Below are 23,954 nucleotides of genomic sequence, written 5' to 3' on the forward strand. Positions count from 1 at the left end.
GTCTCAAGGGATGCGATGAAGGGCAGAACCTGCTTCTCAGCCATCACAGGGTGGCATCAGCGGAAACCGTGAGGCTGTCGCATCTGCCTCGAAACGACCATGCCAAGAGGGGTAAGCTCCATCAGCGGTGTCATTGAAGGGAATCCAGGGACGCAGGCGATGAAGCAAAGCCCCACCCAAGGCCCTCAAGCGGGCCAGTTCTACTTGTTCTCACCAGATCTGGAAAGCAGCCGTCCTTTCCGGGGCGCCGAGGTTGAGAACCTGTCGGTGTTGCTCGATCCACCGCGCATCATTCTGCGCCCGGACAATGGGGGTTTCCCGGCGCTTCGCGAGAAGCCACGCATCGTCTTCGACGCTTCCAAGGGTCCTGAGCCACGTGACCTGGAGGGCGGCTTCAGCGGGTACTGGCTCGTCTCGGAACGGCTGTGGCAGGTGATGAACTCTGTGGATCCGCATGCGTTCGACTTTGTTGAGTGTGATGTCCGCCTGGCCGATGGCACACCTATGCCACGGCGTTTCCTGTGCGACGTGGTGCGTGAACTGGACGCGATAGACGAGGAGCATTCAAGGCTTGATATCGAGATCGATGAGGACTTCGTCAACGGAAAGTTCTATTCGCTTGCAGGCGGGGCGAGTCTGGCCATTCGCTCTGAGGTGGTGCGAGATGGGCATGTCTTCCTGACTCCATTCAGCACCTTCGTGATCGCGAGCCGCGAATTTGTTGATGCAGTTCACGCGGCGGGGATTCCCACGAGTCCTCGGGATAGCGGCATCTCCTTCGTGGACGCTGCGGCAATCTGACCTTAGGGAGCAGACAACTGATGGCAAACCAGCTGCGACGTGTTGAACAGCCGCACGGTTCAGTCAGGCACGCCCGGCTGTAGCCGCTGCCCATCGTCCAGCTCCAGGTTGTAGTTGCTGCCGAACACCAGGACTGCCTTGTGCGGTGGAAGGTCAGCGTCGCAACCCAGCGAATGGATTTCGTTGTTATCCGATTGCCGGCTGCTGCAGACCGGGTTACAAGGCAGCATGCCCATTCAGCACGCATCTTTGGAGTGAGAGTGTTTGCTCCGTGACCGGTCACCGGTAAGCTGTGCCCAGTGCAGGACTCAGAATGAGATGGAGATAGCGCATGGATTCGACCTCAGCTAATCACCCTCGGAAGGGGGAGTTCTTTCTCCTTGAGGCCGGTGCAATCAGCGGCCCTGCATGCGGGGTCGTCTTCGAGAATCTGGATCGTCTGCTGTCTCCTCCCCGCATGATCCTGCTACCAGGGGAGGGGGGCATTCCACCACTCCGCGAAGTTCCGCGATTGGCTTTCAATCCCAGCATGGGCGCGCCGCCGCGGGATCTGGAGCCGGGATTCAGCGGATACTGGCTCGTCTCGAAACGACTGCATGACGTGATGATTTCCGTTGATCCTCACGCCTTTGCGTTTGCGGAGATTGACTATCGGCTGGAAGATGGCAGCCAAGGCGACCGCCGCTACTTGTGCACTGTGATCCGGGTAGTTGATGCGTTGGACGAAGGTGCTTCCAAGCTCTTTATTGATACCTCCGAAGATTTCATCAACGGGAAGTTCTACGATCTTGGTGGTGGTGCAAGTGTGACGTTTGATCGTGGCGCGCTCGGCCAGGCGCACGTCTTCAAGACACCTTATACAGCCTCTGTCTTTTGCGACCACGTGTTCAAAGACGCAGTGGAAAGCGCTGGCGTGGCTACTGACAATGATGCCGATGGAATGTGGTTTATTGACGCTGCAGATATCTAGCCGCTTTGCAGCTGCTGAGCAGGAAGGAGCCTGATCGATGCCTCGCAACGGACCTGACTTTCAAGACCATCACGCGATCGAGCAGCGTACGCTAGCGCGTAGCCCACTGCTCAGGATGCTCGCCGACACCGGTAATTTTGATATCCACGCTCCGGAGAATCGGATCTTTCTCCCAGCTGATCCGGCGTTCGCTCAATCGCTGGGAATTACTCCGCACAGCGGTGGCCCTATCGCCGACTATCAGATCGGCCTTCTGCAACGTTTGCGTCGCCTGGAGCAGACGCCCGACGGAGTGGCCGCGTTCAACGGAGACGCTGCCGCACAGGCGCGAATTTCCGGGCGGGTGGAGGCACTGCGCGACACGGTACGGGTCGGCCTGATCAATGGTGATCTCTACACCAACGCCCCCTATGGTCTGAAGCCTGACGATATTCGGCCACAAGTTCAGAGCTTCTTCTTCAACGAAGCCCGTTATGGCCAGTTAAACGCCCCCCAGCTCCAACAGCTTAGGAGCTTCACGCCAATCGATAGCGGCTGGGCGGGTGTTACTCATTCGGAGCATCGTGTGGTGGCCACGCTCCGGCACGTTCAGTCATCTCCCAATCCGTTAACACGTGGAGGTGGAGCGGAGTTGCAGCGTCAAGGCCTTTCGGAGGCAATCTCCAGCGCCTACCACGGTGGCAGGCTGAGCATATCCTCAGAGGGAGTCCTGATAGTTGAGAATGCTCTGGGTAAGGAAGCGGCAGACCCATTGCGCGTTCCGCAAGGTCAGCGAGGATTTGCAACTACCAGCATCCTCCTCGGCGAAGCCTCCACCAGCCAACTCATCCGCTCCGGCGGCCTGCTCGCCTCCGGCGCCGACGCTGTCATCACCGCCCGCCGCACCTCGCAGCTGCTGGAAGAAGGTAACGGCACCGCCGCCCAGTCCGAGCTCACCCACGCCCTGGCGCGCAACGGCGGTGGCTGGATCGGTGGTATGGCCACGGCATCGGTGATCGGCACGTCCAGCTTCGTCCCTGCGGCCATCGTCGCAGGCGATGCGCTGCTGATGAGCAAGGCGTTCGACAAGGGCGCCGATCTGCTCGACAACCGCGCCGTCTACCGGCAGACCGACAAGGCCGATGTCACGTGGCAGTTCAATGGCCTGAACTGGCAGCGCCAGGCGGTCATGGACAGCGCGGGCGACGGCCTGGGCAATCCGGCTGAGCGCAGTGTGGGCGCCAGTTACGAGAAGGCCCGCGAGCTGGGCGCATACGCCCATGTAAAAGCGGTAGAGCTGGCGCTGGGCAAGGCGCCGCCGCCGCAGGATCCTTTCAGCATCCCGGCGAAGGACGGCGAGGGCCGTCTGGACAATCCCAACTGGCACCGCGATGCGCAGACCGAACAGTGGATGCGGCAGGTCAAGGTTGGCGTGTCCGGCGCCAACGACCGGGGCGTGTACGAGACGCAGACCGCCAGCCCCGAGCGCGCAAACGAGTTGAATCGCGAGGCGGTGCAGCGCATCGAGAACAACATCGCCAACGGCAAGGCCGCCATTGCCGCCAGCTATCTGGAGACCTACGCCGCTACCCGTGCCAGCGACTTCGTGCCGCTGGTGCCGGAAGCGGTGGAGCAGGCCCGTGCCAGGCCCGACGCCATCCAGGGCTCGGACAACCAGCTTTACCAGCGCGATGAAGCAGGACAATGGCACCACGCTGGCCAGATCGCGCAGGGCAACATGGCGCTGGAGTTGGAGCTGACCCGCACCATCCAGCAGCCATCGCTCGATCAGTTCAACCAGACCATCGCCGCATTGGACGCGCGGCCATTGCCGTCTGCGGCGGAAGTGAACCAGAACGAGCTGCGCCACAGCTACTACGCTGCGGGCGTCGCGCTAACCCCGGCGTGGGAGCAGGCGGTCGCGCTGGCTACGGCGCGCACGCGCGAGCAGCACGGCATAACCGGGGCCACGCTGCAGGAGCTGGGGCCTGTAGCCGAGGGCAACGCCGGCGCCTCCCGACCCATCACCCATTACCAGGTAGGCGAGGATGGCGTGGCGCGCGCCGTCGCGACCACCAGTACGCTGGAGCTGCAGGCCGCATGGAATGAGGTGCGCGCGCGTGCCAATGAGCAGGCGCCGTTACCGGACTCGCCCGAGCTGCGCATTGTCGCGCTGTCGGCGGGTGAGCAGGAGGCGTACCGGCAGGCAATGCAGGAGGCAAATCGGCTGGGTGCTGCGCAGGTGGATGCAGGACAGGCCGCCCGAGTGGCCGCGCAGGTGGCACATGGCGGCAAGCCATCTGAGCAGGACGGGAACGTGGAAGTGCGGCCTGAAGAGCCGGCCACTGCGCAGCCCATCGCGCCTGCAGCGGTTGCGGCGGCGCCGCCAGCAGTAGCGGTTCCGCAACCGTCTACGCCCGTCCCACAGGATAAGCCCGAGTCTCAGCGGCACGCCGAGCAGCGCGATCCGCCGCGGCGTGAGGCGGAACCGCAACCTCAGCCCCATCCAAACAACGAGGCCCCCACCGAAAACCGTACCGCTTCACAGACGCCGGAGCCCGCTGGGCCGATCCAGGCGCACCCGACCGCACCTGAGCGCACGACGCCACATGCCGCCGCGCCTCTGGATGCGGCAACGCAGATGATGCCCACGCAGCGCACAGAGCAGGCATCGGAGCCGGAGCGGATGGCCCCGGTGCCTGCGGTTGCTCCCACTCCAAAGCAGGACATGGCAGTGCAGGAGGTGGAACCGGTGCCCTTCAAGGAGCCGCTGTCTGTTGAACCTGTGCGCGATCCGTGGCCTTTGGGGCAGGAAGCGGCACAACACGTGCCAGAGCCCAAACCGGCTCCATTGGATGACCCCCAGCCTGTCACTGCGGCTGTCACTGTTCCTGCCGCGCCCACGATTGCGCCAAGCCCTGAGCCAGCCGAACCCGCACCGGATGAGGCATCGGCCCCGAGCCGGGTGGTGCAGGACCCCACCCAGCCCGGCCATCCCGATCATGCGCTGTATCAGCAGATCCGTGAGGGCGTGGAAGCGCTGGACGCCAAGCACGGCCGCAGCTTCGATGAAGTCAGCGAACGCATGACCGCCAGCCTTCTGGTACTGGCCAAGGACAACGACCTGGAGCGGGTGGACCATGTGCTGGTGAGCAACGCTACGCGCGAACACCCCGCTGGGCACATGCTGTTCGTGGTGCAGGGTGAGCCCAGCAATCCGGCACATCAGCGCGCTGCGATGCCGACCGAGCTGGCGGCGCAGACACCGGTGGAGGAGTCACTGCAGCAGTTCGACTCTGTCAGCCGTGAAGCGCATCAGCGCGCGCTTGCCAATCAGCTGGATCAGCAGCTGGAAGACCAGCGGGTGCAGCACGACATCCAGATCCGTGCGGCGAGTATGTGAGGCGCTCCCAAACCAGGATGCTTCAGTCGCGGGCACAAAGCTCACAGCTACCTGTGGCCTGGGAAAGTCTCAGGGGGCGCGATCTTTGCCTCCGAGAGAGGCCGCCTCAATCTGGACGGTCAGCCCATGCGCATGGCGTGGCTCTGCTGCTCCTGCGGCTGAACGCGATATCGGCTCAGAAGGTCACGCACGCTGGTTTCCAGGCGCTGCCAGTCGCTCAGCATGACGCGTGCATAGTTCATCTCGATGGCGATGCTGTCGCCCACGTCCACGATGGAATGGCGGCACATTGCGATCTGGCCCTCGCCGGCGCGTTCAAGTGTCTTGCCCTGAATCGTGAGCCCGTCAGGAATGCGGTCTGCCGGGTCGCAGCTGATGAAGGTTGCCAGTTGGCCATCTGTGGCGCGCGCGACATACCAGTCTGGTTCCATCCCCGGGTTGCGCACGTAAGGCCTGCCCAGCGCAGCCTCCGAATCCTTCGCATAGGCTGCCATCAACGATGGGTCGATCGCATACGGCGTCAAACCCCAGCGTTCGGGTTGTGCAACGCGCAGCGAGAGGTTCTCTACCGGGTCCCTTCGCTCCAGTGATCCCGGCGCGGTGGTGGCTTCACTGCTGGACCGGCGCGCCAGATGGTTCTGGATGGGAACGCGATCGATATATCTAAGCTCGACCAGCACCTGCCGCCGACTGTCCTGCGTGCTGCGCACCGGGCGATCACCGGGAGGCGCTGCATCGAAATCAGGCCAGAACACGGTGAGCATGACGCCACCATCGGCGAGGGGGCCCGTCTGGTTGTAGTAGAGGTTGGCCGGGAACATGAAGCGGTGAGGGCCAAGCCGAGCTTCCACCGGCTGCGTCGTGTAGGTCTGTCCGCCCACCGTACGTGGGCTGGTTGCGCTTTCGGACATGGGGGTTCCGTTCGGGTCCTTTTCCGTGGATGGAGCCTTCGCGCAGGCGGTGGCGCTCAGCACGGCCACCAGGGCGAAGGAGGCAAGCCGGCAAGCCGGTGCTCTGCTCATGGGCGATTCCCTTGCATGATCGAAACGACTATAGATCGGTGGAATGGCAAGCTCCAGTCGCCGCCGGGCCTCGCTCACGCGCAGGGGCCATTACTGGACGCTGGCTCACATATTCAGCAAGTCGCGATCGGCGCCCTCTCTTCCTCCACCTGCCGCCCATCCCACCTATGCCATCATCCAGCCAGGACCGCAGCACCCATCAAGGCTGAACAGGCATGGAGCACGCAACACGCTACACGGCAACGCTGTACCTGGCCGCCCCCGGCACCCCACTGAAGAGCGGGGGCATCTCGCCGCGCGGCCATATGTACCTGCAGGTGGCCGCGGGCGACGAGGCCCACAGCTACGGCTTCGCACCACCGCGCCACGCACCGGGCGAAACCCTCACCGGCGTGCAATACGCGCAGGTGCGCCACGACGATGCCGACGAGCATCTGGACCCGTACTACAGCCGCACCCTGGAAATCACCGAGGAGCATTACGGCTGCCTGCGTGATTTCGCCGAGGAACCGGCCGAGTTCGAATTCGATGTGGATCGCCCGGCCACCATCAACCGTTGCAGCGACTTCGTCTGGGCGGCGCTGCACTACGCCGGCCTGCATCCGCTGCCGGCACCGCTGGACGGCGGCAGCAACCTGGGCGAGTACGCGGTGCTGTTCAACCTGCCGGAAATCCAGTGCATTGCCGCGCCGTTCCCGGGCAGCGACCTGAATGCCGAAACCCACCATGCGATGCCCGAGCGCGAGGCCGAGCATCATCGCCAGGGCGACCGTGCCAGCGATGAGCCGCCGCCGACGCCGATTGAAGTGGCCGGTACGCTGCTGGACCCTTCGCATCCCGACCATCGCCTGTTCTCGCAGTTGATCCAGAAAGTGGCCGAGCTGGACGCCGCGCACGGGCGCCCGTTCGATGCGGCCAGCCAGCGCATCAGCGCCAGCCTGCTGGTGCTGGCCAAGCAGAACAATCTCTCGCGCGTGGACCACGTGCTGCTCAGCCAGCCGACCAGGAACAGCCATGCCGCCGAGAGCATCTTCATCGTGCAGGGTGACCGCAACGACCCGGGGCACCGCCGCGCCAGCATCGCCACCGAGGTGGCGGCCAAGACCGATGTGGCCGATTCGCTGCGGTTGAAGGAGCAATAGTCCGCACCAACGGTTGCTTGCTCGGCTGTACTCGCTGTGCCATCAACGTCCGATCAACAGGCGAATCGCAGTTGGGATTCGATTGGCTTGCTCGTAGTCACGGCCCAGCTGTTGATGCAGCTCGAATACTGCCCACTCCGCATTCTGCAAGCGGACGATATCCTCGAATGGCGGTGCACTTGATTGCGTCGTCAGCAGAAGATGTTCGTTCGCTCCGGCATCCAGCAAGGTCTTCGTCATATGAATGTCGGTATACAGCGAGCGTTTGGCTTCACCAATATGAATGGTGAAGATCCGCATGGTTCCCTCCATCGTCTTCACTGCCCTATCGCGATTGCTCAAGACCTGTAGGAGTGCGGAGTTCAATTCCTGAAGGCGAATTTCTGCCTCATTCGGGTCGGAAGATCCGAAGCCGTCCAGATGCTGCACATAGTTCTCAATGTCTTCGAGGATGCGCTTCCAAACGTAGGCGTGCTCATGGTCGAAGTATCGCTGCCTCGCCCGTGCTGCATCGGCCGCCAGATGATTGATGCCTGTAATGTGATCAATCGTAAGCTGCTGCTCGCCAATGAAGGGGAGGTTGTGCTCGGCGCGTGTCTTCTGCATTCGCTCTGCCAGCTCATTGCTGTAGTCACGCACCTCCTTCAGCGACGCTTGGCCCACTTCACTGGAAACCATGGGCGTGTACATCGTCAAGGATGACCATGCGACGTAGCCGATTGCGGCGGCCAACAGCAGCCCATAGATTCTTGCGCGTGTCCTGATATTCAATTGAGCTCCGAAGCGTGGATTGCCCGCTGTGGCAATCGGCGGCTTGGCCAAGTTCTTTAGGCCGCACATTTGCGGGGAGCGGAGATGCCAACGAGCGGTCTCTCGTCCTCACACTGTGGCCGAGAACGATTGGCGCATCGCCAATTGAGAACTGCTACCATTCCCCCGCAACCCCAGCCAGCCCACCCCGCGCAGACAGATGCGGGGCGGGCCGTCGCAGTACGGCCCAGCGAGCCAGGACACCTTCCCGTGCCCATTCAAGGACGCTCGCATGTTCCGTAATCCTCTCTTCCGTTCGGCCGCCCTGGCCCTCGCTGCGTCGCTCAGCCTCGGCGTGCCTTCGGCGTTCGCCGACAACGCACCTGCCGCCAGCGCCAGCACCACCGTGCAGCGCCAGGCCGTGGCCAAGGGCCTGTACGAGCTGGCCTACAGCCCGAAGCAGAACGCCGTGTTCGTGGCCTCGTCCGGTGGCTTCGGCGATGATGCCGGCCCGGCCCAGGTGCTGCGCCTGAACCCGGCCACGCTGGCCGTGGAAACCCGTATCCCGCTGGAGCGCAAGGCGTTCGGCGTGGTGCTGGATGACGCCCACAACCGCCTGTACGTGGGCAACACCGTGGACCTGTCGGTGACCGTGGTCGACACCGCGCAGAACAAGGCCGTCGGCACCATCCAGCTGATGGAGAAGAAGACCGGCAAGGACGGCAAGGCCGCCTACACCCACGACCTGCGCGAGCTGGTGGTCGACAGCACGGCCAACCGCCTGTACGTGACCGGCCACAGCAGCCAGCCGGACGTGAGCAGCGTGCTGTTCGTGATCGATACCACCACGCTGAAGGTGATCAACACCATCGACGGCCTGGGCAATGCCAAGGCACCGGGCCTGGCGCTGGATGCGGCCAACAAGCGCGTCTACACGAGCAACCTGCTGGCGAACCTGGTGGTGGTGGGCACCGATTCGAACAAGGTGGTGGCGCAGCACAAGATTGCCGCCGAGCAGCCGATGAACATCGCGCTGGACCCGGCAGGCAAGCGCCTGTTCGTGACCGACCAGGGCTCGGAATTCCTGCGTGGTTACCAGGCCAAGAGCAGCGGCCTGGTCAGCAAGCATCCGGGCCAGCGCGTGCTGGTGCTCGATCGCAGCACCGGCAAGGAACTGGCCAGCATCCCGACCGACGCCGGCCCGCTGGGCATCCTGCTGGATGCACCGCGCAAGCGCCTGTACGTGACCAACCGCGAGGCCGGTACGGTGACGGCCTACAACAGTGACAGCTACCAGAAGGTGGCGACCTACAGGGTGCCGACCCACCCGAACAGCCTGGCGCTGGATGCGAAGAACAACGTGCTGTTCGTGAGCATCAAGAACGGCGAGAAGGATGACAAGGGCGCTGACGAGAGCGTGGCGCGCATCCAGCTGTAAGGCGCTGACGCCGGGCCCCGCCCGCCGACGTGCCGCGTGAAGAAGGCAGGGTGCAGACCCTGCCTTTTTCCTTGCCCGGTTGCAGTGCCGGAGGCTGCTCGCTAGGGTGGAAGCCCATGGCAGGGAGCCAAAGGGTCTGAATCATGCTGGGTATCCATCGCTGGCTGCGCGCTGGCCTGTTCTTTACGCTGGCGGGCGCACTCGGCGCCTGCAACAGCCGCATACCGGATGCGCCGGAGCCGCTGGATCTGGTCAAGCCGATCAATGTGGCCGAACCGGGCCAGGCGGTGCGGTTCGAGTTCGAGACGAATGCCCGCAACTTCCATCCGGGGCGCACGTATGCGCTGGAGCTGGAGTTGCAGCGCCAAGCGACGCCAAGGCCGGACGAGCCTGACGTGGGCACGATGAGGGTCCCGCTCGAGGTGACCCTGCAGCAATGGGGCGCTGATGCCTGGAAGGATGTTCCCACCTACGACAGCTATCAAGCCGGGGTGCTCAATGCAGGTGAGCAGCTTCCAGAATGGCATGCCTCCAGCGAATGGCGGTATACGTCGCCGCACATGGGCAGTGACGGCCAGTACACGCTGAGCCTGGTTGCTCTGCCACTGGAGCGTGATACGCGCTATCGCGTACAGGTTCGCACTGTGCAGGCCACGCCGGAACTGCAGCATTACGCGGCTCAGTTGCGGGTACACGCAGCTCGGCCGCCAGGCAAGTAATCCACCTCACCACTGGAAGGAACGAAGGAACCACCTTATGGACAAGCCACGCTATACCGTAGAGATCGTTATCGCTGCACCTGGCACACCGCTGATCGACCCCAGGACGCACAAGCAGGCCGTCGACGCGGAGGGCATTCCGCAGACGTCCGCCCCCGGCCATATGTTCTACGTCCTGCATGCCCCCGGCGTGCCTGCGAAGAGCTATGGATTTGCTCCCAAGGAGCATGGAAGCATGAATGGTCCGGGCACCATCATGGAGGATGACGCAACGGTCTATAAGGACCCGCGCTATACGCGTACGCTCGAGATAAGTGAAGATCAGTACAAGAAGCTCCAGCAGTTCGGCTCGGACCCGGAGAAATTCGGCTTCAGCAAGCACTATCAGGACGTACGCCACAACTGCGTGGACTTCACCTGGGAAGCGCTGAATCACGCCGGCATCGAGCGGAAAAGAAGTATCGACGTGAACGGGCTGGTCGGTCCTGCCGCGCAGCTTCTTCCGGATGTGCGCATTCCCCTGGGCATGAAGGGCGAAGGCAAGGACGCTTATCGTCCGCTGCGCAACATCCACGGCGTCGACAGCATCGATCCACCGTTCCCCGACAGCGAGCTCAATCGTACGAAAACCAACCCGATGCCCGATCGCACGTGGAAGCAGCACCTGCTGAGCGAGAACGACGACCTGGGTGAGCGTAGTGGTGAGCGGTTGGCCAACGACGCACGTGTGCCGGGTGACGCGTTGCATCCGCTGGACCAGCGCGTGCGTGCGGCGCTGGGTGAGGCCGCCGATCGGCAGGGGCTGCCGCCGGGACAGCAGCCCGAACTGCTGGCGGGCCACCTGACGCGCTTGGCGGTGCAGGGTGGCTACACCGAACGCGATGCCTTGCAGGTGGCCTTCAGCAGTGGCGGTGCGGCGGATGCACCGGGCTATGTCTTTCTGCAGCGCACGGGCGAGACAGCATCACCGGATCCGGCGGCGAACCGCCAGCGCCTTTCGCTGGCCGATACCCAGCAGGGCACGGTTGAAGAGGTGTACCAGCTCGCCAGCGCGCAGCATCAGGGCCGCGAGGCCAGCCGCGTCGCGCAGGACGATCAGCTGCAACAGCAGACGCAGCACGCTCAGCCGCGAATGGGCTGATACAGGGTTTTCCACAGGCGTCGATGGCATCGACGCCTGGTGGCATTCACCCCAGTCGATGCACGGGATTCTGCTGCGGGTCCTGCGCCTGTGCGTCCAGCGTCTGCTGCTCGGCCTGCGCCGGCGGCTGTACACCCAGCCCCAGTTTCTGCAGCGACTGCTCCACCGGCGTCTGTACCGCCACAGCCGTCGGCATCATCGCGCGCAGGTGCGCCGGATTGGCCGGGTCGCCCTGCACCACGAAGACGTTGTGCCCGGCCGGGTGTTGAGCCGTCGCATTGCTGACCAGCACATGGTCGACCTGCTGCAGGCCCTGCTCGCGGGCGAGCACGGTCAGGCTGGCGGTCAGGCGCTCGCTGGTCTGGTCGAACGGACGGCCATGCTGGGCGTCCAGGGCGGCCACGCCCTGGCGGATCTGCTGGTTGAGGCCGTACTCGGGATGGTTGGGGGTGATCTCTGCCATGGCGATCGGACGGTAGCGGTGGGTCGTGGTGGACCCCGCCAGTATAGATCCGGCCCGTGAAGCACGCCCGATGGGTCAGTCCGCTGCGTGGTGGTCGTAGCTGATCACCCGCTCGGCCAGCCAGTGCCCGTCCACGCGGCGCCAGATTTGGATGAAGCGGGCCTGGCCGACCCAGCGCTCCAGGCCGTCCTTGCCGCGTTCGTGAAAGCGGTGGTTGCCGATTTCCAGCGCCCGCTCGTCGTGCAGCGGGAACACCTGCAGCGAAGATTCCACGAGCTCGCGGCGCAGGTGCCAGCCGCCCTTGCGCGCGTTGTCGCACATGCTGGCCACGCTGCGGCGGAAGTCCTCGCGGTTGCTGGCCGACTTGCCGTCCTTGTCATGGAAGAACTCCATGTCTTCGGTGGTCATCGCGGCGGCCTTCTCGGCGTCGCAGGCCTCGAAGGCCACAGCAAAGAGCCGTGTATCAGCCTGGCGGATCTGTTCGCGCAGGTCATCGGCGGGCGACGGTGCGGCAGCAAGGCCGGCGGCCAGCAGGGGCAGGGTGAGCAGCAACATGGCGAAACTCCCGGGAGTGATGTGCGCAGGCTGGCATGCCGGTGACCACGGCGGTACGGCGCTGCGACGAAACCGGGAAGGCGCGGTGCGAAGGCCGGGAATGCCGGTGCGGCGCTGTACGGACGCGTGTGCAGGCGATGTCACGGGCGGGCGCGATTCCCTCACGGCTGCCATAGGCCGTGGCCGCTAGCCTGCAATCCTCCCCTTCCACAGGAGCTCCCATGCCTGCTTTCCGCATCCGCCTGCATGTTGAAGACAGTGGTGGCGACGGCCGCCCGGTGATCCTGATCCACGGTTGGCCGTTGTCCGCCGATGCCTGGAAACCGCAGGTGTCGATCCTGCGCGATGCCCAGCACCGGGTGATCAGTTACGACCGGCGCGGCTTTGGCCGCTCTGACAAGCCTGCCGAAGGCTATGACTACGATACGCTGGCGGCGGACCTGGCGGGGTTGATCGAGGAACGTGACCTGCGCGACATCACCCTGGTCGGTTTCTCGATGGGCGGCGGCGAGGTGGCGCGCTACGTGGCCAACCACGGCCAGGAGCGCCTGCACAGTGTGGTGTTCGCCGCGGCGGTGCCACCGTTCCTGCTGCGTAGTGACGACAACCCCGAGGGACCGCTGACGCAGGACAAAGCCGATGACATGCACAGTGGGCTGGAGAAGGACCGCGAGGCGTTCTTCGATGGGTTCACCCGTGACTTCTTCAGCGCCAACGGGCAGCTGATGGTGACCGAAGAGACGCGTCAGGCAGCGATCGCGTTGTGTCATCAATCCGACCAGGCGGCGGCGCTGGGCTGCATGAAGGCGTTTGCCACCACCGATTTCCGCGATGACCTGAAGAAGATCACGGTGCCGACCTTGATCCTGCACGGTGACAGCGATGCCATCGTGCCGTTCGAGGGCTCCGGCCAGCGCACCCATGAGGCGATTGCGGGCAGCGAGGTGGTGATCCTGGAAGGCGCGCCGCATGGCTGCAACACCAGCCATGCGGATCATTTCAATCTTGCGCTACTGAACTTCCTGAAGCGATAAGCTGCGGCGATGCGCGAGCCGAAGACACCACCGTGGAAGAAGCCCAAGCCGAAGGGGCAGGTGTCGCAGCCGTTGTCGGATGCACAGAAGGCAGCCGCGCGGCAGCGTGCGGAGGACAACGGGCGGCGCTATCCGAACCTGGTGGACAACATGTGGGCGGCGAAGCTGCCGCGCGGGGCGTGATTCTCATTGTGTCGAGCATGGCTCGACGCTACAGACCGGGCAGTGGCTGCCAGCCCGACTCCCGCCATGGCGCTATGTCGCGCTGCTGCACGTTGATCGCCTCGACCGGCATTCCTGCAAGCCGTGCCAGCTCCTCGCGCAGCATTTCGCTGTCTACCGGCAGTGCGATGGCCACCTGCATGCGATCACCCTGCTGCCGCACCTGTACGGGCACGACCGCATGGGCTTCATGCTCGCCGCCGGTGCGACCGATCGGGTAGCGCATCGCCGTGGGCCGCCCCAGCTGCGCGAGCGCGGGTTGCCATGCCTGCAGCACGACGGGCTGTGCGGCCACGGGAACCTGCACCTCGATGACGGTTCCCGGATAACCAATGAAATTGCCCACCATCACCTGGAAGCGTGCGCCATCGGGCATGGCGATCACGGTGGCGATCAGCACCATCAGCGAGAAGACAGCTGCTGCGATGTGCCAGCTGCGGGGCGCGGTGGCGGCGCGGGTGGCCGTGCGCAGGCCTGGCTTGCGGCGCAGCTTGCGCGCGTAGATGCGTCGATCCTTCTTGCGGGGGCTGCTGCTGTGCTCCGGCAGGTTCAACGGGACGCGTGGCATCCGGGCGACGCGCGCATTGATCAGGCGCGACAGCAGCCACCACGTGAGCCCGAACGCCAGAAGTGGCAGCAGCGTCCGCACGGCCAGATACAGCATCACCATCGGGACTACCAGGGAAATTTCGGATTCAAGCAACCGTGCCATCGTAACGGTGCTGGGTGGTGCGTGTCGCATCCGCCAGCCGACAGGCACGGGGCGCTTGGGTAGGATGGCTCTTTGCTGTCATGGATGAACCGATGAGCCCTGCCACGTCCCGAATTCGTCGTATCTGTGGGCAGGGGCCGATATTGTTGATGCTTCAGTGGGTCGCGCTGCTGTCGGTGGTGCTGGCCGCCGGCTTCTTCCATTACCGTGTGGAGCTGTTGCTGGAGCCGGTGACGGTGGCCTGTGGGGGCCCGGACGCCCAGGCGCGCTTGCAGGTTGCCGAACAGGTGATGGCGCGCGCGGGCGCGTTGGATGACTGGCAACCCCTGGGCTGGATTCCATGGGTGGGCGTGGTGCTGGCGCTGGTGGGGGCCATGGCGGTATGCGCAAGCCGTGCGCTGTGGCTGCGCGATCGGCTGCGCACGGCGAACGTGGCGCTTATGCTGCTGCACGGCGGCGCACTGGGCCTGGCCGGATGGGTGCTGCATCTATACGAGAATGCGTGGAGCAGCGTGGCGCGGCTGTCACCCACGGCGTGCCTGGTGGAGCTGGCTTCGGAGGGCGATGTGCCGCTGGAGCAGGCGCAGCGCGTGGTATTCCACATCCTGACGCGCGAGAACGCGCCGTTGCTGCGCAATCCGGATGATCTGGCGCTGGTGCTGACGGTGCTGCTGTTGGCCGCGATGGCCGGCGGGGTTGCCCTTTGGCGTGCGATCGCGCGGGCCCGGGCGGCACGATCGGCAGGGGCGTAACTGGCATCCGGCGGTGATCTGCGGCAGCCTATGCCGATGAGTACGGATACTTCACACAAGCACGCCAGCAAGTTCATGAGCCTGGTGTTGCGCCACGAACCGGAGAAAATCGGCCTGCAGCTGGATGCACAGGGCTGGGCCGATGTCGATGATCTGCTGCAGCGGATGGCCGACCATGGCGTGGCGCTGGACCGGCACACCCTGCAGGCGGTGGTCGAGACCAATGACAAGCAGCGCTTCGCGCTGAGCGACGACGGTCTGCGCATCCGCGCCAGCCAGGGGCATTCGATCCAGGTGGATCTGGGCCTGGAGGCGCTGCAGCCGCCGGCATGGCTGTACCACGGCACGGTGGCTCGCTTCGTCGGTGCCATCCGTGAGCAGGGCCTGCGGCCTGGCGAGCGCCAGCACGTGCACCTGTCGCTGGATCGCCAGACCGCGCAGCAGGTGGGCGCACGCCGCGGTGCGCCGGTCATCCTCAGCGTGAATGCCGGGCGCATGCATGCCGATGGCCATGTGTTCCACCGTTCGGCCAATGGCGTGTGGCTGACCGCGCACGTGCCGCCGCGGTACATCGCGGGCTGAGCACGCTCGGCGGCGCGCGGCAATCGCGCTACAGTCGACGCCTCGCCACTCCAGGGAAGACCCGATGCGCTCGTTGCTGCGTGCGTTGCCGTTGTTGCTGTGTTCGCTGGCGGTACATGCCGCCGAGGTGGACCGCCGGATTGCGGTGACCATCGATGACCTGCCATGGGCACGGCTGGACCAGGTCATGCCGCCGGACCTGCAGGCGCGGCATGCGGCGTTGATGTCCCAACTGCAGCAGGCGGGCGTGCCGGTGGTCGGCTTCGTCAACGAGAACAAGCTTGAGGTGGACGGCCAGGTGCAGCCAGCGCGGGTGCAGATGCTGCGCGAGTGGCGCGATGCGGGCTATGTGCTGGGCAACCACACGTACTCGCACATGGATCTGAATGCCAAGGGCGTGCCGGCGTTCCAGCAGGATTTCCTGCGCGGCGAGACGGTGCTGCGGCCACTGCTGGCCGAGAAGGGGCAGGCGCCGCAGTGGATGCGCCATCCCTACCTGCGTGCCGGGCGCACACCGGAAGAGCGTGCGCAGATGGATGCGTTCTTCAAGCAGCAGGGCTACCGCGTGGCGCCGGTGACGGTGGACAACGGCGAGTGGGTGTGGGCGTTCGCCTATGCCAACGTGATGAACGAGCAGGCGGACTCGCCTGCACGCGAAGCGACGCTGGCGCAGCTGCGCAAAGGCTACGTGCCGTACATGCTGAACAAGCTGGATTACTACGAGAAGCAGTCGCAGGCGCTGTTGGGGTACGCGCTGCCGCAGGTGTGGCTGATGCATGCCAATGAGCTCAACGCGGCCACGTTCGCCGAACTGGTGGCGGCTACCAAGCGCCGCGGCTATCGCTTCATTTCACTGGACGAGGCGATGCGTGACCCGGCCTACGCACGCGGTGCCGAAGGCTACAACGGCCGCTACGGCCCGAGCTGGCTGCATCGCTGGGCGATGGCAGAGAAAAAGCCGAGGGACTTCTACGCCGGCGAACCCGAGGTGCCGGCGTGGGTGATGAAACTGGCCAAGGTCGATTCGGAGTGAAGCTCAGCGCTTGACGGCCAGCACGCCGTCAAGCGCCAGCTCGGCCTTGAAACCGGCCTTCTCCAGCCGCTTGGCCACTTCACGCGGGACGTCGCGGCCGCTGGTCAGCTTGTTCGGCGCACCGGTGTAATGGAACAGCCGACCGCCCTTGCGGATCACGCGGGCGAGGTGGTCGTAGAACACCTGTGAGTACAGCTCGCCGGCGATGCCGAAGCGCGGCGGGTCGTGCAGGATCGCATCGACGCTGTTGCTGGCCACCTGTTCGATCTGCTGCGAGACGTCGCCGTGGCTGAACTGCAGGCGGCCACCGGCGGCAGCCGAGTCTGGATCCGGCGACCACGGGTTGAGCGTGCGCAGCCACATCACATCGGCGTTCTTCTCGAACGAGCGGATCTGGCCGACACCGGCCTCCAGCGCGCACGCGGCGAAGTAGCCCAGGCCGCCGCAGGTATCGAGGATGACCTTGCCGGCGGGAGCGACCAGCTCGACCTTGCGGCGCGCATCCTCGAACGGCGACAGCTTCGAGGTCGGCAGCATCTTGATGCCGTCGATCTCGAAGGTGGGGGCACCCCATTCGGTCGGCACCAGCTTGATCAATGAGCCGCTGTAGCGCGAGATCGGCTCGAACGCCTCGCCATCCCAGTAGTACAGCGTGCGGTCCTTCAGCTTGCCCGGCCACGGGTAGGGCTGGCCACGGAAGTGGAAGCCGTCGGCGTGCAGTACCACGGTGTCCTGGCTGCGGCCGAGGTCGAGCGAGCCCTGCCATTCGGCGGCGCCCTTGTCATGGGCACGGCGCAGGGTGTCGGCGCTGTCGCGGGTCAGCAGGGGGCCGGTGTAATGGGGCACGGCGGGTACCGGGGCGGTTCGGGGGAGGGCATGGTACCGCAGCTGTTGTAGCGCCAAGCCGATGTCACAGTAGATCCACGCCATGCGTGGATGCAGGCAGGGAGGAGTCGAGCGTGGGCCCGACGCTGCCGCTGGTACAGCTGTAGCCGTGCGTGGTGCCTTCTCCTGAGATCATGTTGACGCCACGCGATGGCCGCATGCCCTGCAGCGCGCACGACCGACGGTGGACCTCCTGGGTTTCTGGTGGCTGCTGATCAAAGTCGTAGCGCAGGCTGCCGTCTTCCTGCATCAGCCAATGCACGGTGACGCGCTCATGGCGACCATCACCGAGATCCCAGTCCAGGGTGCGCATGATCAGGGTCTGGCCATCGGGCAGCTGCCGGACTTGGTCATAGGCACCCTGGGTCTTCGGTGCGCTTACCGCAAGCAGCAGAAACAGCAGCATTGGCATCGCTCCTCAAAGAAGACAGGATGTGCCCATATTGCCCTGAGCCGCCATCAGAATCATTGCGTCTTACGGGCACTTGACCGCGTATACGGGCCCAGCCCCGATCAGCATCAGCGCCATGTAATCGCTGTCGCTGGCCTTGCCCTTCAACGTGGCACCCTTGTTGAAGTGGAAGATGCCGAAGCCGCCGGCCATGCGGATCAACGCGCTGTCGATCTGATCGGCATCATCGCGGAAGTAGCGGCCGATCTCGCTGCGGTTGGCTTTGTGCAGGGCATTGGGCTCGCGCTGCCACTGCTCGCCACGGCTGAAGGAGACGAAGTACTGGCCGCCTTCCTTGTCGATGCGGAAGTCGGCCGGTTTGCGCGCGCCGGTGGCGAAGCAGCCCTGCAACGGGTCGGCGCTGAAAGGAAGTCCGGCGTCGCCACCGCAGGCGGTGAGCAGGAGGAGGGCACCGGGCAGCAGCAGGCGGAGCGTGCGCATGGGATGTCCCTACAGGGCAGGTGCGGCTAGTGTAGGCAGCACGCGGGCGTGGCCCGTACAGAAATTCGGCAAGAGCACAGGGGTTTTCGGATGGCGCAGGGCAAGGCACCGTGGTGCGGCGTGGCCAGTTGGCTGGGGATTGCAGTGGGGTGGGGCGCGGGCACCGTGGCGGCGCAGGCGGCCGTCGCTGCGGGTGGCAATGGCATGGCCGCAGGGCTGGGCGTGGGCGTGCTGGGTGCGGCGCTGGTGGGCGGCGGCTTGGCAGTGGCCTCGCGCGTGCGCGGTGAGCGCTGGCCGTGGATCGGCATTGCTGGCGCGGTGCTGAGCGCGCTGCCGCTGCTGATGTATCTGCTGCGGATGATGTTGAAGCTGTAGCGGTAGTGCCGGCCGCTGGCCGGCACCTGCAGGTTGCGTGCGGCGCTCATGGGGTTGCCGGCCAGCGGCCGGCACTACCCGGCGCGGGTCATGCGCTGCGATGGATCTCCACCGTCACGTGCACCAGCTCTTCGTGGATGGCCAGCGCGTTGCGCACGGTATCGGCATCGAGGCTAACGTCGCTGGTGACCACGCTGGCGCTGACCGCGTACTTGCCGCGGCCGACCTGCCAGACGTGCAGGTCGGCCAGGCGTGCCGGCCACGGGCCCTGCTCGATCACTTCGCGCACTTCGGCCACCACCGGTGCGTCCATCTGCGCGTCGAGCAGGATGCGGCCGCTGTCGCGCAGCAGGCCGATCGCCCAGACCGTCACCAGCACGGCGCCGACCAGGCCCATCACCGGGTCCAGCCAGGTCAGGCCCAGCAGCTTGCCGCCGAGCAGGGCGACGATGGCCAGCACCGAGGTGGCAGCGTCGGCCAGCACGTGCACATACGCCGAGCGCAGGTTGAGGTCGTGGCCGTGTGCGTGACTCTGATCGTGGTGATCGTGGTGATCGTGGCGATCGTGGTCATGCCCATGGTGATGGCCATGCTCATGCCCGTGGTGGTGATGCGCGTGGCCCGGGCTGTCGTGCAGCCACCAGGCACACAGCAGGTTCACGCCCAGCCCGACCGCAGCGATGGCGATGGCTTCGTTGTAGTGGATCGGCGCTGGTTCCCACAGCCGCTCCAGCGATTGCACGGCCATCAGCGCGGCGACGCCGAGCAGGGCGATGGCGCTGGTATAGCCGGCCAGGATCTCGATCTTCCAGGTGCCGAAGGCGAAGCGCGGGTCGTGCGCGTAGTGGCGCGCGCAGCGATAGGCGAACACCGAAAGGCCCAGCGCCAGCGCATGCGAGCTCATGTGCCAGCCGTCGGCGAGCACGGCCATGGAGTTGAACCACCATCCGCCGACGATCTCCACCAGCATCATGCAGACGGTGAGCCACAGGGCGCGGCGGGTGTTGCGTTCGGCCAGCGGGTTGCCGTCGTCGAAACGGTGTTCGTGGCGACGGGCGGCGGCGAGGGCGTCCAGATGCATGGGGTCAGAGGGTGGAGTGGATACCCCCATAGGGTATATGATCCCGCCATGGCTCATGTACACAAGCATCGAAAGCAGCTGCTGACCCGGGTGCGCCGCATCGGCGGCCAGGTGGCGGCGTTGGAGCAGGCGCTGGACAGGCCGGAGGGTGAGGCCGGCGACTGTGCGAACGTGCTGGTGCAGGTTGCCGCCGTGCGCGGTGCCGCCCACAGCCTGCTGATGGAGCTGCTGCACGAGCACCTGCAGGAACACGTGGTGGGCGCCGAAGACCCGCAGCAGCGGGCGGACGAGGCCGCGGTGCTGGTGGAGCTGCTGCGCCGCTACGGCAAATAGCAGCGGCCGGCACTACCCGTGCCGGTGCCGCGCGTTCCAGATGTGCGTGGCGGCCAGCAGCAGGCTGCCGGTGACGGTCATCGGTGTTTCCCAATCGTGCGAGGGCAGCGCCAGCGCACCGGCCAGCAGCAGGCCGAGCCCGGCGCCGGCGGTGGCCCAGGCCAGCACGGGCAATGGGTGACGGCGCTCGGCCCGCCACAGCGCGTAGCCGGTCAGCGGCAGGGCGATGGCCACGAACAGCAGGTGCACCCATTCCGCTTCGGCCCAGGTGCCAAACAGTGGCAGCGCGGCGGCAAGCAGGGGCAGTGCCAGGCAGTGCAGCAGGCACAGGCTGGACAGGGCGACCGCGCCGGCATCGAGCAGGGCGGCAGACGGCGACTTCATTGGGGGAGGTTCCTTGCGCAACAATTGTTATACAGTAACATTTCCGTTCCGCAGCCAACCCGCTCCGACATGAACACTGTTTCCCGCGCCGACCGTCGCCTTCCGGTCACCGTGCTGTCCGGCTTCCTCGGGGCCGGCAAGACCACCCTGCTCAACCAGATCCTGCGCAACCGCGAGGGCCTGCGCGTGGCGGTCATCGTCAACGACATGAGCGAGGTCAACATCGATGCACAGCTGGTGCGCGAGGGCGGCGCCGAACTGCGCCGCACCGAAGAGACGCTGGTGGAGTTCAGCAACGGCTGCATCTGCTGCACGCTGCGCGACGACCTGCTGCAGGAAGTGCGGCGGCTGGCCGATGCCGGTCGCTACGACTACCTGCTGATCGAGTCGACCGGAATCGGTGAGCCGATGCCGGTGGCGGCCACCTTCGCGGTACGCGACGAGCAGGGCTTCAGCCTGAGTGACATCGCGCGCCTGGACACGATGGTGACGGTGGTGGATGGCAGTGCGTTCCTGGCCGACTTCGGTTCGACGCTGCGCCTGGCCGAGCGCGGGCAGCAGGCCGGGCCGGACGACGATCGCGGCGTGGTCGACCTGCTGTGCGAGCAGGTGGAGTTCGCCGATGTGATCGTGGTCAGCAAGATCGACCAGGTGGATGACGAAGTGCTGCAGGACACGCTGGCCGTGCTGCGTGGCCTGAACCGCGACGCGAAGCTGCTGCTGTCCAGTTTCGGTGATGTGCCGCTGGCCGAGCTACTGGACACCGGCCGCTTCGATTACGAGCGTGCGCAACGTGCGCCGGGTTGGGTGAAGGAACTGCGTGGCGAGCACACGCCGGAAACCGAGGAATATGGCGTCGCCAGTTTCGTCTACCGCTCGCGGCGACCGTTCCATCCTGCGCGCTTCGCGCGCGCGCTGCAGTCGGGGATGCCCGGCGTGATCCGCAGCAAGGGCTGGTTCTGGCTGGCCAACCGCATGGACTGGGTGGGCGAGCTGAACACCGTGGGCGCCGCGACGCGGACGCAGGCGGCGGGGTTCTGGTACGCCGCGCGCGATCGCGTGCGCGCCGGGCTGGAAGACACCGCGCCGTTGTTGCCACCGACGCCGCTGCCTTACAGCGACCTGGGCTGGGCACGGCAGCAGGCCGACTGCTGGAGCGCGCCGTTGCCGGGGCTGGAAGAATTCCCGGATGCGGCCGCACATTCGGCGATGCAGCGGCTGTGGCACCCGCTGTGGGGCGACCGCCGCCAGGAGCTGGTGGTGATCGGCGTACACATGGATGAGCGTGCGGTGCGCGCGGAGCTGGATGCCTGCCTGCTCAACGAGCAGGAGCTGCGCGCGGGCCCGCTGCTGTGGCAGCAGCTGCCGCAGGCGTTCCCGGTGTGGAAGCGCTGAGCGGGCGTTGAGCGCTGGTGGTGTGCCGGCCAGCGGCCGGCACTACCCGCCATGCATCCATCCACGCATGGCGTGGATCTACAAGGCGTCACGCCACTGCCAACCCTCGGTGCTTACCTGCAGCACGTGGGTTGGTCGCAACGCCTGCAGCAGGTGCCGGTCGTGGCTGACCATCACCAGTGCGCCCGGCCATGCCGCCAGCAGTTCCTCCAGTGCCTGCAGCGCGCTCAGGTCCAGTGCGTTGCCGGGCTCGTCCAGCAGCAACAGCTGCGGTGCGGGGTCGGCATACAGCACGCTGGCCAGGGCGCCTTTCACCCGTTCGCCATCGCTGAGGCTATGGGCTGGACGCTGGATGCGCTGAGCGTCCAGCCCGAGCAGGGCCAGCCGTGTGCGCAGTTCACCGGTATCAGCCGCCGGGTTGGCGGCCTGCACGGTGTCGAGAATGCTGCGCTCGCCGGACAACCCCAGCAGCTGCTGGTCGAGCAGCGCCAGCGGTGCGTGGCGTTGCACGATGCCACCGCGTGCAGGCAGCTGGCCGGCCAGCACGCGCAGCAGCGTGGACTTGCCACTGCCGTTGTCACCGACCACGGCGATGCGCTGCCCTCGACGGATCTCCAGCTGCAACGGCGCACTGCAGCCATGCGGCAGCACCAGCGATTCCACCTGCAGCAGGCGCGCGCTGCCACGTTCGCCGTCGCCTGCAAACAGCGCCAGTTCCGGCGCGGTGTGAACCGCCGAGGCCGCAGCGCGCAGCTGATCGACGCTGGCCTGCAGGCGCTCGGCCTGTACCTGCTGCGCGCGGCCGTGGCTGGCCTCGGCACGCTGCTTCTGCCGGCCGAGCAGGATCGGCGCCTGGTTGGCCTGCTTCGCATCGCGATTGCCGCGTGCCTGGCGTTGCTGCTGGCGCTCGTGCTGTTCGCGTGCGCTGCGTTGCTGCTGCCGGTGCTGGGCGCGCGCATGGTCGAGCTGTGCAGCAGCGGCTTCGCGTTCGGCGGCACGCGTGTCCGCGTAGTGCTGCCACGGCCCGCCATAGCGATGCAGCCCGCGCGCGTCGAGTTCGACGATCTGCTGCATGTGCGCCAACATCTCGCGATCGTGGCTGATTGCCAGCAGGCCACCACGCCAGTGCTGCAGTTGTTCGTACAACTGTTGGCGATGGCGGGCATCGAGGTGGTTGCTGGGTTCGTCCAGGATCAGCCAATCGGCGCCGCTGGCCCACGCGCCGGACAGCGCCACCTGCATGGCCTGGCCGCCGCTGAGGCGCGCGGCGGGCTGGGCAGGATCGAGATCCTCGGGCAGCCGTAGCGCCTGCCACTGCTGCTGCAGGCGCTCGCGCAGGTCCCAACGCTCGCCCACACAGGCGAAGTCGGTCTCGTCCACGCTGCCGGCTTCGATGCGTTGCAGTGCGGCCAGTTCCGCGCCGACGCCGGCCAGTTCACCGACCGTGCCGGTGGGGGGATAGCCGGGCGTCGGCAACAGGAACACGCGGCCGCTGCTGCGTATCTGCCCGCTGTCGGGCAACAGCTGGCCGGTCAGCAGGCGTGCGAGCACGCTCTTGCCGGTGCCATTGGCACCGACCAGGCCGGTGGCTACCGGTTCGAAGGAAAACGACAGGTCGGAAAACAGCGCGCGGCCGTCGGCCAGCCGATACGACACGCGATCGAGCGTGAGGGAATGTGTGGTCATGCGACCTCCATGGATGCCGGGTTCTCCCTGCGCGCAGGGGCGGGAAGAGTCAGGCCGTCTGCTGGGAAGACGGCGGCATCAATGGCGCATTGGTCGCGAGCCTCTGGGAGGAATGAGGGGGAAGTATAGCGGGGCTGGCTGAATGGTTTGATGGCTCGGCTCTACAAGGGCATCCGCGCATGGCGTGGACCTACTGTGGGCCGGG

General features: G+C 65.7%; 27 protein-coding genes. 15 read left to right on the forward strand and 12 right to left on the reverse strand.

All coding sequences use genetic code 11. The features are described from left to right. Positions 1-159 precede the first annotated feature (159 nt). Positions 160-801: a DUF1629 domain-containing protein gene (locus tag ACYKG1_RS01980; protein WP_164090156.1), complete on the forward strand. Its 642-nt coding sequence runs from the start codon at positions 160-162 to the stop codon at positions 799-801. A gap of 59 nt (positions 802-860) precedes the next feature. Here ACYKG1_RS01980 and ACYKG1_RS01985 read toward each other — a convergent pair whose 3' ends face one another. Then, positions 861-1,037 carry a hypothetical protein gene (locus ACYKG1_RS01985; RefSeq protein ID WP_478471677.1) on the reverse strand — a complete coding sequence of 59 codons (177 nt, stop codon included), beginning with the start codon at positions 1,035-1,037 and terminating at the stop codon, positions 861-863. Positions 1,038-1,132: 95 nt separating this feature from the next. Here ACYKG1_RS01985 and ACYKG1_RS01990 point away from each other — a divergent pair, with 95 nt between their 5' ends. Both ACYKG1_RS01990 and ACYKG1_RS01995 read left to right on the forward strand, forming a co-directional pair. After that, a complete protein-coding gene (locus ACYKG1_RS01990; protein WP_478471678.1) occupies positions 1,133-1,771 on the forward strand; it encodes a DUF1629 domain-containing protein in 639 nt (212 codons plus the stop codon). Positions 1,772-1,808: 37 nt separating this feature from the next. Further along, positions 1,809-5,153, forward strand: a complete 3,345-nt coding sequence (locus ACYKG1_RS01995; RefSeq protein ID WP_478471679.1) for an XVIPCD domain-containing protein — start codon at positions 1,809-1,811, stop codon at positions 5,151-5,153. Positions 5,154-5,272: 119 nt separating this feature from the next. On the opposite strand, the gene ACYKG1_RS02000 is transcribed toward ACYKG1_RS01995, so the two are convergent. After that, complete coding sequence (locus tag ACYKG1_RS02000) at positions 5,273-6,175, reverse strand: hypothetical protein (RefSeq protein ID WP_478471680.1); 903 nt, start codon at positions 6,173-6,175, stop codon at positions 5,273-5,275. Between the two features lie 215 nt (positions 6,176-6,390). On the opposite strand from ACYKG1_RS02000, the gene ACYKG1_RS02005 reads away from it, so the two are divergent. Then, positions 6,391-7,317 (forward strand): XVIPCD domain-containing protein, encoded by a 927-nt coding sequence (locus ACYKG1_RS02005; RefSeq protein ID WP_478471681.1) that lies wholly within the window; start codon positions 6,391-6,393, stop codon positions 7,315-7,317. Between the two features lie 42 nt (positions 7,318-7,359). Here ACYKG1_RS02005 and ACYKG1_RS02010 read toward each other — a convergent pair whose 3' ends face one another. After that, complete coding sequence (locus tag ACYKG1_RS02010) at positions 7,360-8,139, reverse strand: hypothetical protein (RefSeq protein ID WP_478471683.1); 780 nt, start codon at positions 8,137-8,139, stop codon at positions 7,360-7,362. A gap of 220 nt (positions 8,140-8,359) precedes the next feature. Here ACYKG1_RS02010 and ACYKG1_RS02015 point away from each other — a divergent pair, with 220 nt between their 5' ends. The 3 genes from ACYKG1_RS02015 to ACYKG1_RS02025 all read left to right on the forward strand — a co-directional run bounded on the left by ACYKG1_RS02015 (position 8,360) and on the right by ACYKG1_RS02025 (position 11,365). After that, positions 8,360-9,505, forward strand: a complete 1,146-nt coding sequence (locus ACYKG1_RS02015) for a YncE family protein (RefSeq protein WP_478471684.1) — start codon at positions 8,360-8,362, stop codon at positions 9,503-9,505. Between the two features lie 143 nt (positions 9,506-9,648). Further along, positions 9,649-10,224 carry a hypothetical protein gene (locus tag ACYKG1_RS02020; protein WP_478471686.1) on the forward strand — a complete coding sequence of 192 codons (576 nt, stop codon included), beginning with the start codon at positions 9,649-9,651 and terminating at the stop codon, positions 10,222-10,224. 37 nt (positions 10,225-10,261) lie between these two features. Then, positions 10,262-11,365, forward strand: a complete 1,104-nt coding sequence (locus ACYKG1_RS02025; protein ID WP_478471687.1) for a hypothetical protein — start codon at positions 10,262-10,264, stop codon at positions 11,363-11,365. A 46-nt stretch (positions 11,366-11,411) separates the two neighbouring features. Here the strand turns inward: ACYKG1_RS02025 and ACYKG1_RS02030 are convergent, their stop codons facing one another. Further along, positions 11,412-11,828 (reverse strand): XVIPCD domain-containing protein, encoded by a 417-nt coding sequence (locus tag ACYKG1_RS02030; protein WP_087921353.1) that lies wholly within the window; start codon positions 11,826-11,828, stop codon positions 11,412-11,414. A gap of 75 nt (positions 11,829-11,903) precedes the next feature. After that, on the reverse strand, positions 11,904-12,383 hold the full coding sequence (locus ACYKG1_RS02035; RefSeq protein WP_478471689.1) for a nuclear transport factor 2 family protein: 480 nt from the start codon (positions 12,381-12,383) through the stop codon (positions 11,904-11,906). Between the two features lie 221 nt (positions 12,384-12,604). Here ACYKG1_RS02035 and ACYKG1_RS02040 point away from each other — a divergent pair, with 221 nt between their 5' ends. Together ACYKG1_RS02040 and ACYKG1_RS02045 are read left to right on the forward strand one after the other, a co-directional pair. Beyond that, a complete protein-coding gene (locus tag ACYKG1_RS02040; RefSeq protein ID WP_478471691.1) occupies positions 12,605-13,417 on the forward strand; it encodes an alpha/beta fold hydrolase in 813 nt (270 codons plus the stop codon). 9 nt (positions 13,418-13,426) lie between these two features. Next, positions 13,427-13,600, forward strand: coding sequence for a hypothetical protein (locus ACYKG1_RS02045; RefSeq protein WP_262082984.1), 174 nt, complete (start codon positions 13,427-13,429; stop codon positions 13,598-13,600). Positions 13,601-13,628: 28 nt separating this feature from the next. On the opposite strand, the gene ACYKG1_RS02050 is transcribed toward ACYKG1_RS02045, so the two are convergent. Then, positions 13,629-14,309, reverse strand: coding sequence for a hypothetical protein (locus tag ACYKG1_RS02050; RefSeq protein ID WP_478472686.1), 681 nt, complete (start codon positions 14,307-14,309; stop codon positions 13,629-13,631). A gap of 134 nt (positions 14,310-14,443) precedes the next feature. Between ACYKG1_RS02050 and ACYKG1_RS02055 the strand changes: the two genes are divergently transcribed. From ACYKG1_RS02055 to ACYKG1_RS02065, 3 genes are all read left to right on the forward strand, one after another. Then, a complete protein-coding gene (locus tag ACYKG1_RS02055) occupies positions 14,444-15,103 on the forward strand; it encodes a hypothetical protein (RefSeq protein ID WP_478471693.1) in 660 nt (219 codons plus the stop codon). 36 nt (positions 15,104-15,139) lie between these two features. Further along, positions 15,140-15,685, forward strand: a complete 546-nt coding sequence (locus ACYKG1_RS02060) for an RNA 2'-phosphotransferase (RefSeq protein WP_262082986.1) — start codon at positions 15,140-15,142, stop codon at positions 15,683-15,685. A gap of 64 nt (positions 15,686-15,749) precedes the next feature. Further along, positions 15,750-16,718 carry a polysaccharide deacetylase family protein gene (locus ACYKG1_RS02065; protein WP_478471694.1) on the forward strand — a complete coding sequence of 323 codons (969 nt, stop codon included), beginning with the start codon at positions 15,750-15,752 and terminating at the stop codon, positions 16,716-16,718. Between the two features lie 3 nt (positions 16,719-16,721). On the opposite strand, the gene ACYKG1_RS02070 is transcribed toward ACYKG1_RS02065, so the two are convergent. The 3 genes from ACYKG1_RS02070 to ACYKG1_RS02080 form a co-directional block, all read right to left on the reverse strand. After that, positions 16,722-17,648, reverse strand: a complete 927-nt coding sequence (locus tag ACYKG1_RS02070; protein ID WP_478471696.1) for a class I SAM-dependent methyltransferase — start codon at positions 17,646-17,648, stop codon at positions 16,722-16,724. Continuing rightward, the gene (locus ACYKG1_RS02075) at positions 17,629-18,009 is read right to left on the reverse strand and encodes a hypothetical protein (RefSeq protein ID WP_478471698.1); all 381 of its coding nucleotides are present in this window, start codon (positions 18,007-18,009) and stop codon (positions 17,629-17,631) included. Before ACYKG1_RS02075 ends, ACYKG1_RS02070 begins: the two co-directional genes overlap by 20 nt. Before the next feature lie 69 nt (positions 18,010-18,078). Next, positions 18,079-18,495: a hypothetical protein gene (locus tag ACYKG1_RS02080; protein ID WP_478471699.1), complete on the reverse strand. Its 417-nt coding sequence runs from the start codon at positions 18,493-18,495 to the stop codon at positions 18,079-18,081. A 90-nt stretch (positions 18,496-18,585) separates the two neighbouring features. Here ACYKG1_RS02080 and ACYKG1_RS02085 point away from each other — a divergent pair, with 90 nt between their 5' ends. Next, on the forward strand, positions 18,586-18,870 hold the full coding sequence (locus ACYKG1_RS02085; protein ID WP_075675503.1) for a hypothetical protein: 285 nt from the start codon (positions 18,586-18,588) through the stop codon (positions 18,868-18,870). Positions 18,871-18,958: 88 nt separating this feature from the next. On the opposite strand, the gene dmeF is transcribed toward ACYKG1_RS02085, so the two are convergent. After that, positions 18,959-19,951 carry a CDF family Co(II)/Ni(II) efflux transporter DmeF gene (gene dmeF, locus ACYKG1_RS02090; protein ID WP_478471701.1) on the reverse strand — a complete coding sequence of 331 codons (993 nt, stop codon included), beginning with the start codon at positions 19,949-19,951 and terminating at the stop codon, positions 18,959-18,961. A 48-nt stretch (positions 19,952-19,999) separates the two neighbouring features. Between dmeF and ACYKG1_RS02095 the strand changes: the two genes are divergently transcribed. After that, positions 20,000-20,284, forward strand: a complete 285-nt coding sequence (locus ACYKG1_RS02095) for a metal-sensing transcriptional repressor (protein WP_014035800.1) — start codon at positions 20,000-20,002, stop codon at positions 20,282-20,284. A 12-nt stretch (positions 20,285-20,296) separates the two neighbouring features. On the opposite strand, the gene ACYKG1_RS02100 is transcribed toward ACYKG1_RS02095, so the two are convergent. Continuing rightward, on the reverse strand, positions 20,297-20,668 hold the full coding sequence (locus ACYKG1_RS02100) for a MerC domain-containing protein (protein ID WP_014645760.1): 372 nt from the start codon (positions 20,666-20,668) through the stop codon (positions 20,297-20,299). A 69-nt stretch (positions 20,669-20,737) separates the two neighbouring features. Between ACYKG1_RS02100 and ACYKG1_RS02105 the strand changes: the two genes are divergently transcribed. Further along, positions 20,738-22,063 carry a GTP-binding protein gene (locus tag ACYKG1_RS02105; protein ID WP_478471703.1) on the forward strand — a complete coding sequence of 442 codons (1,326 nt, stop codon included), beginning with the start codon at positions 20,738-20,740 and terminating at the stop codon, positions 22,061-22,063. A gap of 78 nt (positions 22,064-22,141) precedes the next feature. On the opposite strand, the gene ACYKG1_RS02110 is transcribed toward ACYKG1_RS02105, so the two are convergent. Continuing rightward, positions 22,142-23,749 (reverse strand): ATP-binding cassette domain-containing protein, encoded by a 1,608-nt coding sequence (locus ACYKG1_RS02110; RefSeq protein WP_478471704.1) that lies wholly within the window; start codon positions 23,747-23,749, stop codon positions 22,142-22,144. Positions 23,750-23,954 lie beyond the last annotated feature (205 nt).

Source organism: Stenotrophomonas sp. 85239_Sma, from assembly GCF_056481725.1.

Bases quoted from the DNA above. Each gene is read 5' to 3' on its own strand.
- ACYKG1_RS01980 (WP_164090156.1), top strand. From the start codon at position 160: ATGAAGCAAAGCCCCACCCAAGGCCCTCAAGCGGGCCAGTTCTACTTG.
- ACYKG1_RS01985 (WP_478471677.1), bottom strand. From the start codon at position 1,037: ATGGGCATGCTGCCTTGTAACCCGGTCTGCAGCAGCCGGCAATCGGAT.
- ACYKG1_RS01990 (WP_478471678.1), top strand. From the start codon at position 1,133: ATGGATTCGACCTCAGCTAATCACCCTCGGAAGGGGGAGTTCTTTCTC.
- ACYKG1_RS01995 (WP_478471679.1), top strand. From the start codon at position 1,809: ATGCCTCGCAACGGACCTGACTTTCAAGACCATCACGCGATCGAGCAG.
- ACYKG1_RS02000 (WP_478471680.1), bottom strand. From the start codon at position 6,175: ATGAGCAGAGCACCGGCTTGCCGGCTTGCCTCCTTCGCCCTGGTGGCC.
- ACYKG1_RS02005 (WP_478471681.1), top strand. From the start codon at position 6,391: ATGGAGCACGCAACACGCTACACGGCAACGCTGTACCTGGCCGCCCCC.
- ACYKG1_RS02015 (WP_478471684.1), top strand. From the start codon at position 8,360: ATGTTCCGTAATCCTCTCTTCCGTTCGGCCGCCCTGGCCCTCGCTGCG.
- ACYKG1_RS02020 (WP_478471686.1), top strand. From the start codon at position 9,649: ATGCTGGGTATCCATCGCTGGCTGCGCGCTGGCCTGTTCTTTACGCTG.
- ACYKG1_RS02025 (WP_478471687.1), top strand. From the start codon at position 10,262: ATGGACAAGCCACGCTATACCGTAGAGATCGTTATCGCTGCACCTGGC.
- ACYKG1_RS02030 (WP_087921353.1), bottom strand. From the start codon at position 11,828: ATGGCAGAGATCACCCCCAACCATCCCGAGTACGGCCTCAACCAGCAG.
- ACYKG1_RS02035 (WP_478471689.1), bottom strand. From the start codon at position 12,383: ATGTTGCTGCTCACCCTGCCCCTGCTGGCCGCCGGCCTTGCTGCCGCA.
- ACYKG1_RS02040 (WP_478471691.1), top strand. From the start codon at position 12,605: ATGCCTGCTTTCCGCATCCGCCTGCATGTTGAAGACAGTGGTGGCGAC.
- ACYKG1_RS02045 (WP_262082984.1), top strand. From the start codon at position 13,427: ATGCGCGAGCCGAAGACACCACCGTGGAAGAAGCCCAAGCCGAAGGGG.
- ACYKG1_RS02050 (WP_478472686.1), bottom strand. From the start codon at position 14,309: ATGGTGATGCTGTATCTGGCCGTGCGGACGCTGCTGCCACTTCTGGCG.
- ACYKG1_RS02055 (WP_478471693.1), top strand. From the start codon at position 14,444: ATGAGCCCTGCCACGTCCCGAATTCGTCGTATCTGTGGGCAGGGGCCG.
- ACYKG1_RS02060 (WP_262082986.1), top strand. From the start codon at position 15,140: ATGAGTACGGATACTTCACACAAGCACGCCAGCAAGTTCATGAGCCTG.
- ACYKG1_RS02065 (WP_478471694.1), top strand. From the start codon at position 15,750: ATGCGCTCGTTGCTGCGTGCGTTGCCGTTGTTGCTGTGTTCGCTGGCG.
- ACYKG1_RS02070 (WP_478471696.1), bottom strand. From the start codon at position 17,648: ATGGCGTGGATCTACTGTGACATCGGCTTGGCGCTACAACAGCTGCGG.
- ACYKG1_RS02075 (WP_478471698.1), bottom strand. From the start codon at position 18,009: ATGCTGCTGTTTCTGCTGCTTGCGGTAAGCGCACCGAAGACCCAGGGT.
- ACYKG1_RS02080 (WP_478471699.1), bottom strand. From the start codon at position 18,495: ATGCGCACGCTCCGCCTGCTGCTGCCCGGTGCCCTCCTCCTGCTCACC.
- ACYKG1_RS02085 (WP_075675503.1), top strand. From the start codon at position 18,586: ATGGCGCAGGGCAAGGCACCGTGGTGCGGCGTGGCCAGTTGGCTGGGG.
- dmeF (WP_478471701.1), bottom strand. From the start codon at position 19,951: ATGCATCTGGACGCCCTCGCCGCCGCCCGTCGCCACGAACACCGTTTC.
- ACYKG1_RS02095 (WP_014035800.1), top strand. From the start codon at position 20,000: ATGGCTCATGTACACAAGCATCGAAAGCAGCTGCTGACCCGGGTGCGC.
- ACYKG1_RS02100 (WP_014645760.1), bottom strand. From the start codon at position 20,668: ATGAAGTCGCCGTCTGCCGCCCTGCTCGATGCCGGCGCGGTCGCCCTG.
- ACYKG1_RS02105 (WP_478471703.1), top strand. From the start codon at position 20,738: ATGAACACTGTTTCCCGCGCCGACCGTCGCCTTCCGGTCACCGTGCTG.
- ACYKG1_RS02110 (WP_478471704.1), bottom strand. From the start codon at position 23,749: ATGACCACACATTCCCTCACGCTCGATCGCGTGTCGTATCGGCTGGCC.